This is a genomic window from Mesorhizobium sp. P3_B5, from assembly GCF_056402815.1.
The window spans coordinates 86,419-99,820 of the sequence record NZ_JBFUGR010000012.1 but is presented as its reverse complement, the minus strand read 5'-3'; the positions used below and the strand labels follow the sequence as shown (position 1 = coordinate 99,820).

Genomic DNA, 13,402 nt, shown 5'->3' with positions numbered 1-13,402 from the left:
AGCCGGATCAGGACTGGAACACTGTCGAAAAAAGCCGTCGCTAGTGACGGCAGGCATCGCGCTGGCTGCTATCAGCCGGCGGCGGCGCTGGCAGTGCGCGACAGGCCGTCCTTGGCCGGCTGATAGGTCGGGTCGAGATGGACCGCCTCGCGATAGGCCTTCGACGCCTTGACCTTGTCGCCGCGCCGCTCATAGACAAGCGCCTGGTTGGCCCAGGCCTCGGCATTCCTGCCGTCGAGCTTGATCGCCATGTTGAAGTCGGCGAAGGCATTGTCCTCGTCGTTCATGGCGAGGTAGGAGAGGCCGCGGCCGTTGTAGGGTTCGGCGGCGTCCGGCGCCAGCGAGATGGCGGTGGAGAAATCCTCGATGGCGAAAGCGTGCTGGCCCTGGCTCTGATAGATCAGGCCGCGATTGTGGTAGGCGCGCGCATCGGTGGTGTCGAGCTGGATCGCCTTCTGGAAATCGTTGAAGGCGTCCTGGGTCTTGCCTGCCTTGCGATAGAGATTGCCGCGGCCGATATAGGCGGCGTCATAATTCGAATTGATCTGGATCGAGCGGTTGTAGTCGGCAAGGGCCGCCGCCTGATTGCCGAGGAAGCGCTGGATAAGGGCGCGGTTCGAATAGGCCTGGTAGAAATTCGGATTGAGCTGGATGGCGGTGTCGAAGTCGTTCAGCGCCGCCTGATACTGGCCGCCGCGGCCATAGGCCGAGCCGCGCACATTGTAGCCTTCCGGATCCTGGGGACTGCGCTGGATCACGGCCGACAGCGAGGAGATGTTCTCGGTCGAGCCCTGCGCCTTGTCGATGTTGTTGAATTCGCCGGTCGGGGCCGTCTGGCAGCCGGCAAGCGCCAACCCGGAAATCAGGGCTGCCGTCAGGGCGAAACCGCGCAATGCTGTCCTGCGCTCTACGCTGATTGCGTTCATGTCTGCCCTGTCCTCACTTCAGTCGCGTCGCTCGGTCCGGGTCCCCCCTCCGGGCCGGGTCACACGTCAAAACAAAAAGGTGGCGGCGATTCCGCATCGCGCCACCTTGGATATCCTTCAAAAAGGACGAAAAATTGGCGTTAGAACCGCGGCGGACGCGGAGCACCACCGGGACCACCGGCAGCGCCAGCCGCCACTGGGCGCGGCGTCATCGGCAGCAGACCTTCGCGCTGGGCACGCTTGCGGGCCAGCTTGCGGGCGCGGCGCACGGCCTCGGCCTTTTCACGGGCGCGCTTCTCGGAAGGCTTCTCGTAATGTCCGCGCATCTTCATTTCGCGGAAAATGCCTTCGCGCTGCATCTTTTTCTTGAGCGCGCGAAGCGCCTGATCAACATTGTTGTCGCGGACGAGTACCTGCACGGGCAATCCTGTCTTTCGGGTTTGATATCAACAGGCAAGCGGCCATAGCCCCTAGCCTCCGCGGCGGTTTACACCACGAATTGTGGCGGCTGATAGCAGAATCAGGTCGCGCTGTCCACAGCCGAAATGCAGGTCAGCGGCAAAGTGCGACCGGTTACGATGAGATAAGTGGTCAACCTACGCCGTGGCCAGGTGAAGCTCTTCGAAACCCTCGAAGAATTCGCCGTAGTCGCAGGTTATTTCCTCGCCCGCTGCGATGTCGCGAGTCGCGATGGCTCCGCCATACTGCGAAAAATCCGTGTTCGGCCTGTCGGCATGGTTCATGAAGCGCCCATTGTCGACCTCATAGACCATGAAGCCAGGCCGGTCGGGGCTTGGATAGGCATATCTGTCGAGCAATTCCCTGAGATGCGCGGGTGCTGCTTCATATCTTTCCATCGGGATCAGCCGGTCGAAGTCCGGATCGAGCCGCCAGATTGACGCCCCCTTGCTGATCGGGTCGGCGGCGAACACGCCGACGCCTTCGATTGCACTCGCCGCAACATAGGTTCTGATCAGCAGCATGGTTCCCGCCCGTCTTCGAACAGAAGTCTTCGAAGACAGACGGAATCGCCAAATCGCGCCGAAAAAGCAAGGCCGGTTTTGGGACATTGTGGCCTGCGCGCGGGTGCGTTGGCCGCAAAATGCATCACGTCCGGTTGATCGAGACGCCGCCATCGGCAAACAACGCCGTTCCGGTGGTGAAGCTCGACGCGTCCGAAGCCAGATAAAGCGCCGAGCGGGCGATCTCCTCCGGCCGCGCCATGCGCTTCAAGGCATGCAGGCCCTCGACGAAAGCCAGCACCTCGGGACCTGCATCCGGCGCGTTGGTGATGCTTGCCGGCGTGTCGGTGCCGCCCGGCATCAGCGCGTTGACCCGCACGCCTTTCGGGCCATATTCGGCGGCGAGCACCTGCGTCAATCCGATCAGCCCGGCCTTACTCGCGGCATAGCTGGTCATGCCCGGCATGCCGACCGTGTGGCCGACAAAGGTCGAGGTGAAGATCAGCGAGCCGCCGCCACGTTCGACCATAGCCGGCACCTGATACTTGGCGCCGAGGAATGCGCTGGTCAAATTGGTGTCGAGCGTCTCTTGCCAGCCTTTGAGCGACAATTCCGAAATGGGACCCATCGCGCCGACCGAGCCGACATTGTTGAAGGCGATATCGAGCCCGCCGAACCGGCCGACGGCCAGCTCGACGAGAGCTTTTGCATAGGCTTCGTCGGTGACATCGCCGGCAAGGGCGATTGCGGTGCCGTCGGCGTCCTCGATTTCGGCGACGAGGGCGTCAAGCTCCGCCTGGCGGCGGGCAGCGACGATGATCCTGGCGCCTTCCTCGGCAAAGAGCTTTGCCGTGGCGCGGCCGATGCCGGAACTGGCGCCGGTGACGATGGCGACCTTGTTGGCGAGTGCGAGCATTTTTCTGCATCCTTTTGTTCGCGCCAGCTTCGCCGGCGATTGGATGCTTTGGTCGCAGATGGGGCCGGCGCGAGCCACCCGATACCTGCAGAGGCGGTGCCAATACGAGCTATTGCTTCAGCAGCCAGCCGAGCCGATCGAGCGAGAATGCGTAGCTGACGACGATCAGCAGAGCCATGATGATGCCAGTGGTCGTATGGCCGGTCAGATAGAAACTGGCCGCACCGCCGAACAGGATGACGAGCTCCAGCACCAGCCGTACTGCGCCTGGCACAGGCACCGGCGCGCGGCCCGATCGGCTTGGATCGTTGAGCACGGCAAAGGTTCCCCAGAGCGCGGCCGCGACAAGCGGCACGGCCAAGGCGAGGAACCAGCGCCACCATCCACCTGAAAGGCTCCAGCCCGCCATGCCGAGGCCGAGCAAAGCGGCAAGCTCCAGCAAGAAGCGCAACGTCAGATTCCACCAGGCGCTGCCCAACTCGTCCTCCGAATCCCGAACCGGAGGGATAGTGGCGAAAGGCAGTCACATCGGCCAGCCCTAGATGCGTCATTTTGGTCGCGGCGCAAAACGGCAAGCGCCGTCGCAAACAGCGCAAGGGTGGCAGCGCTGTTTCGCTAGTGATACACCTCGCGCGCCGGAGCCTGAACGAATGCCCGGCGGCAATCCGCGAGACCTTTGGCGCGAGGCTGGAACGTGAAAAAATATTCGGTATTCGCCATCGCCCGCGAGGCCATGCGCGGCCATAAGGGCTGGGAGGAACAGTGGTCCTCGCCGGAGCCGAAGAAGGAATACGACGTCATCATCGTCGGCGCCGGCGGCCATGGGCTGGCGACAGCCTATTATCTCGCCACGGTGCACGGCATCACCAATGTCGCGGTGCTGGAAAAGGGCTGGCTTGGCGGCGGCAACACCGGCCGCAATACCACCATCATCCGCTCCAACTATCTCTATGACGAGAGCGCCGGCATCTACGATCATGCCCTGAAGCTGTGGGACGGGCTCAGCCAGGAGCTCAACTACAACGTCATGTACTCGCCGCGCGGCGTCATGATGCTGGCCCACAACGTGCACGACATCCAGGTGCTGAAGCGGCATGTCCATGCCAACCGGCTGAACGGCATCGACAATGAATGGCTGACACCGGAAGCGGCAAAGGAATTCTGCCCGCCGCTCAACATCTCCAAGGATGCCCGCTATCCCGTCGTCGGGGCGGCGCTGCAGCGCCGCGGCGGCACGGCGCGACACGATGCCGTTGCCTGGGGCTATGCGCGCGGCGCTTCGGCGCGCGGCGTCCACATCATCCAGAATTGCGAGGTCACAGGGGTCAAGCGGGCGCCGAACGGCGCGGTCATGGGCGTCGACACGACGCGCGGCTTCATCGGCGCCAAGAAGGTCGGCGTGGTTGCCGCAGGCCACTCCTCTGTCATCATGAACATGGCCGGCGTGCGCATGCCGCTGGAAAGCTATCCGCTGCAGGCGCTGGTGTCGGAGCCGGTCAAGCCGGTATTCCCGTGCGTGGTGATGTCGAACACGGTGCACGCCTATATCTCGCAGTCCGACAAGGGCGAACTGGTGATCGGCGCCGGCACCGACCAGTATGTCTCCTATTCGCAGACCGGCGGCCTGCACATTCTCCAGCACACGCTCGATGCCATCTGCGAGATGTTCCCGATGTTCACGCGCATGAAGATGCTGCGCTCGTGGGGCGGCATCGTCGACGTGACGCCCGACCGCTCGCCGATCCTGGCCAAGACGCCGGTATCAGGCCTCTACGTCAACTGCGGCTGGGGGACGGGCGGCTTCAAGGCGACGCCGGGCTCGGGCCACGTCTTTGCCCACACCATCGCCAAGGACGATCCGCACCCGATCAACGCGCCCTTCACCATCGAGCGCTTCCGCACCGGCCGTCTCATCGACGAGGCGGCGGCGGCGGCGGTGGCGCACTGAGCACCGCAGGCTTTGCAATCAACCGGCCATCGGCCACGGCGAATTGTAGGAACGAAATAGAATGCTTCTCATCCGCTGCCCCTACTGCGAGGAAGAGCGTCCGGAGCTCGAGTTCCGCAACGCCGGCGAAGCGCATATTGCGCGCTCGGCCAACATGGCCGGCGAGAGCGATGACGATTTCGAGAAGTTCTTCTTCATCCGCTCCAATCCCAAAGGCATCATCTATGAGCGCTGGCGGCACATGCATGGCTGCGCCCGGTTCTTCAACGCCGTGCGCGACACCGTCACCGACAAGTTCCTTTTGACCTACAAGGCCGGCGAACCGAAGCCGTCAAAGCTGCCGGGAGTTGCCAAATGAGCGGCGCGTTCCGCATTCCCGGCGCCGGCCGCTTCCAGCAGGCCAAGACCGCCCGCTTCAGCTTCGACGGCCAGGCCTACACCGGCATCGAAGGCGACACGCTGGCCTCGGCGTTGCTCGCCAATGGCGTCCATCTCGTGGGACGTTCGTTCAAATACCACCGGCCGCGCGGCTTCCTGTCCGCCGGTGCCGAAGAGCCGAACGCGCTGGTCGAGGTCAAGCGCGATGCGGCGCGCAAGGCGCCGAACATCCGCGCCACCGTGCAGGAACTCTATGAGGGGCTCGACGCGAGCTCGCAGAACCGCTGGCCGTCGCTGGCCTTTGACGTTGGCGCGGTCAACGACATTGCCTCGCCGCTGTTTTCAGCCGGCTTCTACTACAAGACCTTCATGTGGCCGAAGGCGGCCTGGAAGAACCTCTACGAACCCAAGATCCGGGCCGCGGCCGGTCTCGGCGTCGCGCCCGACAAGCCGGATCCCGACCACTACTCCGCCCGCTTTGCGCATTGCGATGTGCTGGTGGTGGGCGGCGGCGCTGCAGGCATTGCCGCGGCGCTCGCCGCAGCCGAGACCGGCGCGCGCGTCATTCTTGCCGACGAACAGCCGGATTTCGGTGGCAGCCTGCGTTTCGAGTCCGGCGCCAAGATCGACGGCCAGGATGGCTATGCCTGGTCGCAAGCCACGGTGGCCAAACTCAGGGCGATGGACAATGTCCGCGTGCTGTCGCGCACGACCGCCTTTGGCTACTACGCGCAGAATTTCGTCGGTCTGGTCGAGCGCGTCAGCGACCATCTGCAAAACCCTGGCCGCGACCTGCCGCGCGAGCGGCTTTGGCAGGTTCGCGCCAGGCGCGTCGTGCTGGCGACCGGTGCCATCGAGCGCCACATGGTGTTTGCCGACAATGACCGGCCGGGCATCATGCTGGCGTCCGCCGCACGCACCTATCTCAACCACTACGGCGTCGCGGTCGGCAGAAATGTCGGCGTCTACACGGCCAATGACTCGGCTTACGCGGCGGCGATCGACCTGAAGAAGGCCGGCGTCAATGTGGCGGCCATTGTCGACCTGCGCGACAACCCGACCGGACCGGTGATCGACGCGGCAAGGGCGCTCGGCATCGAGGTCAATTTCGGCCGCGCGGTGATCCGCGCCGGCGGCAAATTGCGTGTCACCTCGATGACCGTGCAGCCGAAGAATGGCGGCGGCGAGCGCACCATCCCGGTCGACGCCATCCTGATGTCGGCCGGCTGGACGCCATCGGTGCATCTGTTCTCGCAGTCACGCGGCAAGGTCGCCTTCAACGACGAGACCAAGCGCTTCGTGCCGGGTACCTACGCGCAGGATTGCGTCTCGGTCGGCGCCTGCAACGGCACTGACGGGCTGTCGGCGACGATCGACGAAGCCTATGCGGCCGGCGCCAAGGCGGCCAAGGACGCCGGCGCCAAAACCGCCAAGGGCACGAAGCCGAAGGTCGACGCCTCGGAGAGCTGGTCGCGCGGCATGCTGGGCGCTGCGCCCGGCGCCGGGCCGGATACGACGGTGAAGGCCTTTGTCGATTTCCAGAACGACGTCACCGCCAAGGACATCCGCCAGGCGGTGCATGAAGGCATGCGCTCGATCGAACACGTCAAGCGCTTCACCACCAACGGCATGGCGACCGACCAGGGCAAGACCTCCAACATGCACGGGCTGGCGATTGCCGCCGAGACACTGGGCAAGGCGATCCCTGAGGTCGGCCTGACGACGTTCCGGGCGCCCTACACGCCAGTGACGTTCGGCGCGATCATCGGCCACGCGCGCGGTCCGCTGTTCGATCCAACCCGCAAGACGGCGATCCATCCCTGGGCGGCAGCCCAGGGCGCCGTGTTCGAGGATGTCGGCCAATGGAAGCGCGCCTGGTATTTCCCAAAGGGCGGCGAGGACATGCATGCCGCCGTCGACCGTGAATGCGTCACAGTGCGCAAGACGGCCGGCCTGTTCGATGCCTCGACGCTGGGCAAGATCGAGGTGGTCGGGCCGGATGCCGCCAAGTTCATGGAACTGCTCTACACCAATCCGTGGGAGAAGCTCGAGCCCGGCCGCTGCCGCTACGGCATCATGCTGCGCGAGGACGGTTTCATCTATGATGACGGCGTTGTCGGCAGGCTGGCGCCCGACCGTTTCCATGTGACGACGACGACTGGCGGGGCGCCGCGCGTCATGAACCACATGGAGGACTATCTCCAGACCGAGTTCCCGCATCTCAACGTCTGGCTGACGTCGATCACCGAGCAGTGGGCGGTCATCGCGGTGCAGGGGCCGAAGTCGCGCGACATAATCGCGCCGCTGGTCGAAGGCATCGACATGTCGGACGAGGCGCTGCCGCATATGTCGGTGCGCGAGGGCAAGATCTGCGGCGTGCCGACAAGGCTGTTCCGCATGTCGTTCACCGGCGAGCGCGGTTTTGAGGTCAACGTCCCGGCCGACTACGGCCAGGCGGTCTGGGAAGCGCTGTGGGCCGAAGGCCAGAAGCATGGTGCGGCCGCCTACGGCACCGAATCCATGCACGTGCTGCGCGCCGAAAAGGGCTACATCATCGTCGGCCAGGACACCGACGGCACGGTGACGCCGAACGATGCCGGGCTCGACTGGGCGGTCGGCAAGAAGAAGACCGACTTCGTCGGCATCCGTGGCATGGCGCGGCCGGATCTGGTCGCCAAGGGCCGCAAGCAGCTTGTCGGCCTTAGGACGAAGGACCCGAAAGTGGTGCTGGAAGAGGGCGCCCAGATCGTCGAGGATCCGAAGCAGGCGATCCCGATGAAGATGATCGGCCACGTCACCTCCAGCTACTGGTCGGAAAATTGCGGCCGCTCGATCGCGCTGGCGCTGGTCGCCGGCGGCCGAGACCGGATGGGCGACACGCTCTATGTGCCGATGCCGAACGGCGTCATCGAGGTGGAGGTCACCGGCATGGTGTTCTTCGACGAGACGGGAGGGCGCCTCAATGGCTAAGGCTGCTGCGAAGACCACATCCACTGCCACGGCTTCGGTTGAACGCCGCGCCGCGCTCGCCGGTCAGGAGCTTTCCGCCACCGGCGTCAAGCTGGCTATCCTGCCGCCGGCGGAGCGGATTTCGCTGCGCGCGCCGGAGGCTTCGCTTGCAGCACTGTCGAAGGCGCTCGGCGTGACCGTGCCACAGAAGCCAAAGACCTCGGCGACAAAGGCCGGGCGTACGGCTTTGTGGCTCGGTCCTGACGAATGGCTGGTCATCGACGAGGCTGGAAAAGACCCGCTCGCTGATTGCGCCAAGGTTGGCGCGCTGCATTCGGCGGTCGGAATCTCGCACCGCAATATCGCCATATCGGTCACCGGCCCGGCCGCCGCTACGACCGTCAATGCCGGCTGCCCGCAGGATCTGTCGCTCGCAGCGTTTCCGGTGGGGGCGTGCTCGCGCACCATTCTGGGCAAGGTCGAGATCGTGCTGTTGCGCACCGCAACCGACGCCTTCCGGGTCGAATGCTGGCGTTCTTTCTCCGATTATGTCTTTACTTTCCTGTCGGAGGCGGCAGTCGACGCGGCGGCGTAGAGCAATCCTTTTCGGATTGCTCCGGGAACGTCTGCCGCGCTGGATCGTTCTGCGTCAGCACGTCGAGGGAGAATACCGATGCCGTCGAAATCCGCGCCGAAGTCCCTGGTCAAGAAGACGTCGGCGGTCCGCTCGCTCGAACATGAGCGGCACAACGAGGTTAGTGCGGAAGAAGAACTCGAGGAAGGTCTCGAGGATACGTTTCCGGCCAGCGATCCGGTATCGATCACCGCTACGTCCATTTCCGGTGGACCAGCAAGACCTGGCAAGGCCAAGGTCGTGGCGGGAATGAAGAAACCCAAGAAATAGATCCCAGCGGGCTGCAGCGGAGCGGGCCGAAACGGTTAGGAAAACGGCGGCCAGGAGATCCTGCCGCCCTTTGTCGTTCTGCCGTTCTTGGTCAGGCTACCGGGTCGGCTCAGAAGGAGCTGGGCACGATCCACGGATTGATCTCGATGCCGAGCCGCGGGCCTTTGCTGTCGGCCTTGGCGTCGGACTTTTCGACCGATCCGGTCGCGCTGCAATCGAGCTTCACGTTGGTCTTGGTGTCGACGCAGACAGCAGCGGGTACGTGCTTGCTTGGCTGGCTCGTGCCGGCGAAAGCGGCGCCCGAGAATGCCAGTACTGCAGCGAGGGTGAGGATTGTCTTTTTCATCGTCAGTCTCCGTTTTCGACCGTTGAATTCTCTTCCGTACATGTACGGTGTGACGTACAGATACGCCTGCCGATCGCGAAGTTCAAGCCGAAATCGTACGCGTACGATAAATTTTTTGTTAACCAAGAAACTCGCCCTTGGTTTGGCTGGGAGGTTGGCGAGGAAATAGGGAGACGAAAGGCCGTTCAGCAGTTGACGGGCGTCTCGGTCAGTGGCGTCACGTTTTGCGTGCTGAGCGTGGCCAGCGTGAAATCGCACATCCGCTTCACGAAAGCCTGCGGATCGCCAAAGGGGTAGAACGGAAAGGTAATCAACAGCGAGATCGTGCCGTGGCCGACTGCCCACAGCATGGTGGCGATCGCGCGCGGATCGCCTTGCAACTTGCCGGCGGCAACGCAGGCCTCGACCCTCGAGATCAGCACTTTCATCGCCGGGTTGCCTTCTTCCATGTCCTCGTAGCTCCTGCCTTCCGGCAGCTTGGTCTTCTCGGTCATGAACACGGTGCGGTATTCGTTGGGATTGCCGAGCCCGAAGGCGGCATATTCGGTCATTACCGCCTGCAACGCCTCGATGGGATCGTCGGACGGGTGCGCCTCGATGCGTTTGGCGAGGGTCTCGAAAGCATCCTCGGCCAGCGCGAAAAGAATGTCCTGCTTGTCGGCGAAGTAGGAATAGACCGACATCGGTGCATAGCCAACGCGCTTTGCCAGCTTGCGGATGGTCAGGCCTTCATAGCCTTCTTCCTGCACCAGCTTGTGGGCCGCCTCGACAAGCTCCGAGCGCAGTTCGGCCTTTTGTTTCTCGCGGCGTTTCTGGACGCTCAGCGGCAATGTCTGTGCCTTTGGTTGGTTGGTGCCTGGCTAAATTATATACGCTGTACGAAAACGGACAAGGGCGCGGGAAGTTCCCATGCGGCATGCATCAGATGGCGCCGACGCCGCCGTCCACCGCCAGCGCATGGCCGGTCATGAAAGAATTTGCGGGGTCGGCGGCAAACAGGATGGCGGTGACGATCTCGTCGACTTCGCCGACCCGCTTCATCGGCACGCCGCGCGTCAACTCAGCCAGCACCTCGGCTTCCGGCGCGCCGGACATGCGCACGAAGCTGTCGACCATTGCCGTTCTGGTGTGGGCCGGGCAGATGGCGTTGATGCGCACGCCCTTGGTGGCGTATTCGGCCGCCGCCGATTTGGTCAGTCCGACGACGCCATGCTTGGCGGCGGCATAGACCGAGAGTTTCGGGGCGCCGACCAGCCCGGCGACCGAAGCGATGTTGACGATGGCGCCGCCCTTGCCGGTCGCCCTGAACTGCCGCTCCATTTGCGGGATCTGGTGCTTCATGGCGTAGAAGACGCCAAGCAGGTCGATCTCCAGAACGCGGCGCGCCTCGTCCGAGGCCACCTGCGGCAGGCGCACGAAACTCTGGACGATGCCGGCATTGTTGACGGAGACATCCAGTCTGCCGAACTTTTCGACCGCCAGTGCCACCAGCGCTTCCGACACCGCTTCGTCGGCGATGTTGCCGGCCAGTATCGCCGTTTCCGCATCGAGCGTGGCAGCGAGGTTTTCGAGCGCCGCGTGGTCGATATCGGAAAGGAGCAGCCGCGCGCCTTCGGCGGCAAAGCCTTTGGCCGCGCCCCGGCCGAGGCCGCCGGCGGCACCGGTGATCAGCACCGTCGCTCGCTCAAAACGGCCCATCACGTCTCCTTGTCGATCAGTTTCACCGCGAGACCGGCGAGCAGCTTGACCGCCTCGCCATAGGTTTTGGCCTTCTCCGGATTGGAGGCGTTGCCATCCAACGCGCGCTTGTAGACACCCTGGCAGATGGCAGCCAGCCGGAAGAAGGAGAAGGCGAGGAAGAAGGTCCAGTTGCCGACGCCAGCCAGGCCGCGGCGCTGGCAATAGGCGGCGACATAGGCTTTCTCGGAGGGCAAGCCGAGCGCGGCACGGTTGATGCCGCCAAGGCCGCGAAAGCCTGACGCATGCGGCAGGCGCCACTGCATGCACTGATAGGCGATGTCGGCGAAGGGATGGCCTGATGTCGACAGTTCCCAGTCGAGCACCGCCAGCACTTTCGGTTCACTAGGGGCGAAGATCATGTTGTCCAGTCGATAGTCGCCATGCACCAGCGAGACCAGGCCGTCATCGGCTGGCATGTGGGTCTCCAGCCAGGCAATCAGCCGGTCCATGTCGGCCACCGTTCCGGTTTCGGCGGCACGGTACTGGCTGGTCCAGCGCGTCAGCTGGCGCTCGAAATAACTCCCCGGCCGGCCGAAATCGCCGAGCCCGGCTGCTTCGACGTCGACATCGTGCAAGGCGGCAAGCGTCGCGTTCATGGCATCGTAGATGGCGGCGCGTTCATCATTGCCGGAGGCCTCCGGCAGCGCCGGGTCCCAGAAGATGCGGCCATCGACGAAGGCCATCACATAGAACATGCGGCCGATCGGCGAGTCCTCGCTGGAAAGGTGCAGCATGTCGGGCACGGGCACCGCTGTGCCGGCAAGCGCCTTCATCACCCTGAATTCGCGATCGACCTGATGGGCGGACTTCAGCAACTGGCCCGGTGGTTTGGCGCGCAGCACATAGCGGCCGCTTGCCGCCGTCAGCAAATAGGTCGGGTTCGACTGTCCGGATTTGAACTTTTCGATGGAACGCAGCCCGGCAAAACCCGGAATTTCCGCCTCGAGGTAAGGCGCAAGCGCTGCCTGGTCGAGCGCGTTCGGGTCGCTCATGCGGTCTCGGGCTGGCGCTCGATCAGCGTCAGCGTCAGCCAGCGCGCGGTTAGCGCCGGCTTCTTCGAGCCCTCGATCTCGATGGTCACGTCATGCGCCGTCTGCACCCAGCCCGACGGCCTCACCTTGACGTCGGCCAGCACGAAGCGCGTGCGAATGCGCGCGCCGGTCTTTACCGGCGCAAGGAAGCGCAGCGAATCGAAGCCGTGGTTGACGCCCATCTTGCCGTTTTCGAGCGGCGGCATAGTCTCGAAGGTCATCGCCGACAACAGCGACAGCGACAGGAAGCCGTGGGCGATGGTGCCGCCGAACGGCGTCTCCAGCCTGGCGCGCTCGGGATCGCAATGGATGAACTGGTGGTCGTCGGTGGCGTCGGCGAACTGGTCGATCATGCGCTGCGACACCACCCGCCACGGCGACACGCCGACTTCCTTGCCGACACTGGCCAGAAGCACATCGAGACTGATCGGTTCCACTGCGATGTCCTCCACTTCAGCCGCCGGCGTTCCGGTCGGTTGTATCATTCCTTGAACAGCGTCAGCCCATGCTGCACCGACTGCCCGCCATCGATCGGCAGGATGGCGCCGGTGACATAGCTGCCAGCACGGCTGCACAAATAGAGCGTTGCGCCGGCAATGTCATCCGGCGCGCCGATACGGCCGATCGGAACATGGCCGCCGACATGTTTGGCCTGTTCCGCGCTGCCGGTGGCGAAAGCGGTCATCCGGCTCTGGAAAGGGCCGGGGGCGAAGGCGTTGACGGTGATGCGGCGGGCGGCAAACTCGATCGCCAGCGTGCGCGTCAGATGGTGAACCGCCGCCTTGGAGGCGGTGTAGGAATAGGCGTCGTCGGCCAGCGGCTGGGTGCCCATCACCGAGCCCAGATTGATCACCCGTGCCGGATCGGCATCGCTGGCGGCGGCATCGAGCAGCGGCAGCAATTCGCGCGTCAGATGGAAGACGGCGGTGACGTTGACGCCGAACACTTTTGCCCAGGCAGGGTAGGGGAACGTCTCCAGCGGCGCACCCCAGGAAACGCCGGCATTGTTGACCAGGATGTGCAGCCGTTCGGTCCGCGCCTTGACCTCGGCGACGAGGGCCGCGATGCCAGCCTCGCTGGAGACGTCGCCGGCAAAGCCTTCCGCCCGGCCGGGATTGCCAAGTCCATTCAATTCTTCAGCGACCTTGATGCAATCGTCGCCCTTGCGCGAGGCGATCATCACGGTGGCGCCGGCTTTGACCAATGCCGTTGCCGCCATGCGGCCGATGCCGGTTGCGGCCCCGGTGACCAGCGCGGTCTTGCCGGCGACCGAAAACAGCTCGTCCAGATAGCTCATCGCAG

16 protein-coding genes are annotated in these 13,402 nt (G+C 64.1%); 5 read left to right on the top strand and 11 right to left on the bottom strand.

Features of this window, described 5'->3' with window-relative positions; translation table 11 throughout:
- Positions 1-71: 71 nt before the first annotated feature.
- The 5 genes from AC1DVW_RS24635 to AC1DVW_RS24615 all read right to left on the bottom strand — a co-directional run bounded on the left by AC1DVW_RS24635 (position 72) and on the right by AC1DVW_RS24615 (position 3,282).
- Positions 72-926 (bottom strand): tetratricopeptide repeat protein, encoded by an 855-nt coding sequence (locus AC1DVW_RS24635; RefSeq protein WP_477326575.1) that lies wholly within the window; start codon positions 924-926, stop codon positions 72-74.
- A gap of 140 nt (positions 927-1,066) precedes the next feature.
- A complete protein-coding gene (rpsU, locus tag AC1DVW_RS24630; RefSeq protein WP_023671138.1) occupies positions 1,067-1,345 on the bottom strand; it encodes a 30S ribosomal protein S21 in 279 nt (92 codons plus the stop codon).
- Between the two features lie 177 nt (positions 1,346-1,522).
- Positions 1,523-1,909, bottom strand: a complete 387-nt coding sequence (locus AC1DVW_RS24625) for an SET domain-containing protein (protein ID WP_477248551.1) — start codon at positions 1,907-1,909, stop codon at positions 1,523-1,525.
- 124 nt (positions 1,910-2,033) lie between these two features.
- Entirely contained in the window at positions 2,034-2,804 is a 771-nt protein-coding gene (locus AC1DVW_RS24620; RefSeq protein ID WP_477326573.1) for an SDR family oxidoreductase, read from the bottom strand.
- 109 nt (positions 2,805-2,913) lie between these two features.
- The gene (locus AC1DVW_RS24615) at positions 2,914-3,282 is read right to left on the bottom strand and encodes a YrdB family protein (protein ID WP_477326571.1); all 369 of its coding nucleotides are present in this window, start codon (positions 3,280-3,282) and stop codon (positions 2,914-2,916) included.
- A gap of 216 nt (positions 3,283-3,498) precedes the next feature.
- Here AC1DVW_RS24615 and AC1DVW_RS24610 point away from each other — a divergent pair, with 216 nt between their 5' ends.
- The 5 genes from AC1DVW_RS24610 (at position 3,499) to AC1DVW_RS24590 (ending at position 8,983) form a co-directional block, all read left to right on the top strand.
- Entirely contained in the window at positions 3,499-4,752 is a 1,254-nt protein-coding gene (locus AC1DVW_RS24610) for a sarcosine oxidase subunit beta (protein ID WP_477326569.1), read from the top strand.
- Between the two features lie 61 nt (positions 4,753-4,813).
- Positions 4,814-5,110 carry a sarcosine oxidase subunit delta gene (locus tag AC1DVW_RS24605; protein ID WP_477248543.1) on the top strand — a complete coding sequence of 99 codons (297 nt, stop codon included), beginning with the start codon at positions 4,814-4,816 and terminating at the stop codon, positions 5,108-5,110.
- Positions 5,107-8,100, top strand: a complete 2,994-nt coding sequence (locus AC1DVW_RS24600; RefSeq protein WP_477326567.1) for a sarcosine oxidase subunit alpha — start codon at positions 5,107-5,109, stop codon at positions 8,098-8,100. Before AC1DVW_RS24605 ends, AC1DVW_RS24600 begins: the two co-directional genes overlap by 4 nt.
- The gene (locus tag AC1DVW_RS24595) at positions 8,093-8,674 is read left to right on the top strand and encodes a sarcosine oxidase subunit gamma (RefSeq protein WP_477326565.1); all 582 of its coding nucleotides are present in this window, start codon (positions 8,093-8,095) and stop codon (positions 8,672-8,674) included. Before AC1DVW_RS24600 ends, AC1DVW_RS24595 begins: the two co-directional genes overlap by 8 nt.
- 78 nt (positions 8,675-8,752) lie before the next feature.
- Positions 8,753-8,983 carry a hypothetical protein gene (locus tag AC1DVW_RS24590; RefSeq protein ID WP_477273322.1) on the top strand — a complete coding sequence of 77 codons (231 nt, stop codon included), beginning with the start codon at positions 8,753-8,755 and terminating at the stop codon, positions 8,981-8,983.
- A 109-nt stretch (positions 8,984-9,092) separates the two neighbouring features.
- On the opposite strand, the gene AC1DVW_RS24585 is transcribed toward AC1DVW_RS24590, so the two are convergent.
- The 6 genes from AC1DVW_RS24585 to AC1DVW_RS24560 form a co-directional block, all read right to left on the bottom strand.
- Positions 9,093-9,329: a DUF680 domain-containing protein gene (locus AC1DVW_RS24585; RefSeq protein WP_477326563.1), complete on the bottom strand. Its 237-nt coding sequence runs from the start codon at positions 9,327-9,329 to the stop codon at positions 9,093-9,095.
- A 185-nt stretch (positions 9,330-9,514) separates the two neighbouring features.
- Positions 9,515-10,159 (bottom strand): TetR/AcrR family transcriptional regulator, encoded by a 645-nt coding sequence (locus AC1DVW_RS24580; protein WP_477248533.1) that lies wholly within the window; start codon positions 10,157-10,159, stop codon positions 9,515-9,517.
- Between the two features lie 91 nt (positions 10,160-10,250).
- Positions 10,251-11,027, bottom strand: coding sequence for an SDR family NAD(P)-dependent oxidoreductase (locus AC1DVW_RS24575; RefSeq protein ID WP_477326562.1), 777 nt, complete (start codon positions 11,025-11,027; stop codon positions 10,251-10,253).
- A complete protein-coding gene (locus AC1DVW_RS24570; RefSeq protein ID WP_477326560.1) occupies positions 11,027-12,061 on the bottom strand; it encodes a phosphotransferase family protein in 1,035 nt (344 codons plus the stop codon). The genes AC1DVW_RS24575 and AC1DVW_RS24570 overlap by 1 nt, the downstream gene beginning before the upstream one ends.
- A complete protein-coding gene (locus AC1DVW_RS24565) occupies positions 12,058-12,585 on the bottom strand; it encodes a MaoC family dehydratase (protein WP_477248527.1) in 528 nt (175 codons plus the stop codon). Before AC1DVW_RS24565 ends, AC1DVW_RS24570 begins: the two co-directional genes overlap by 4 nt.
- Positions 12,582-13,397, bottom strand: a complete 816-nt coding sequence (locus tag AC1DVW_RS24560) for an SDR family oxidoreductase (RefSeq protein ID WP_477326558.1) — start codon at positions 13,395-13,397, stop codon at positions 12,582-12,584. Before AC1DVW_RS24560 ends, AC1DVW_RS24565 begins: the two co-directional genes overlap by 4 nt.
- Between the last annotated feature and the right edge of the window lie 5 nt (positions 13,398-13,402).

Excerpts from the sequence above, each read along its gene's own strand:
- AC1DVW_RS24620 (WP_477326573.1), bottom strand. The coding sequence starts at position 2,804 with ATGCTCGCACTCGCCAACAAGGTCGCCATCGTCACCGGCGCCAGTTCC.
- AC1DVW_RS24560 (WP_477326558.1), bottom strand. The coding sequence starts at position 13,397 with ATGAGCTATCTGGACGAGCTGTTTTCGGTCGCCGGCAAGACCGCGCTG.
- AC1DVW_RS24570 (WP_477326560.1), bottom strand. The coding sequence starts at position 12,061 with ATGAGCGACCCGAACGCGCTCGACCAGGCAGCGCTTGCGCCTTACCTC.
- AC1DVW_RS24635 (WP_477326575.1), bottom strand. The coding sequence starts at position 926 with ATGAACGCAATCAGCGTAGAGCGCAGGACAGCATTGCGCGGTTTCGCC.
- AC1DVW_RS24585 (WP_477326563.1), bottom strand. The coding sequence starts at position 9,329 with ATGAAAAAGACAATCCTCACCCTCGCTGCAGTACTGGCATTCTCGGGC.
- AC1DVW_RS24565 (WP_477248527.1), bottom strand. The coding sequence starts at position 12,585 with ATGATACAACCGACCGGAACGCCGGCGGCTGAAGTGGAGGACATCGCA.
- AC1DVW_RS24605 (WP_477248543.1), top strand. The coding sequence starts at position 4,814 with ATGCTTCTCATCCGCTGCCCCTACTGCGAGGAAGAGCGTCCGGAGCTC.
- AC1DVW_RS24590 (WP_477273322.1), top strand. The coding sequence starts at position 8,753 with ATGCCGTCGAAATCCGCGCCGAAGTCCCTGGTCAAGAAGACGTCGGCG.
- AC1DVW_RS24595 (WP_477326565.1), top strand. The coding sequence starts at position 8,093 with ATGGCTAAGGCTGCTGCGAAGACCACATCCACTGCCACGGCTTCGGTT.
- AC1DVW_RS24575 (WP_477326562.1), bottom strand. The coding sequence starts at position 11,027 with ATGGGCCGTTTTGAGCGAGCGACGGTGCTGATCACCGGTGCCGCCGGC.
- AC1DVW_RS24600 (WP_477326567.1), top strand. The coding sequence starts at position 5,107 with ATGAGCGGCGCGTTCCGCATTCCCGGCGCCGGCCGCTTCCAGCAGGCC.
- AC1DVW_RS24625 (WP_477248551.1), bottom strand. The coding sequence starts at position 1,909 with ATGCTGCTGATCAGAACCTATGTTGCGGCGAGTGCAATCGAAGGCGTC.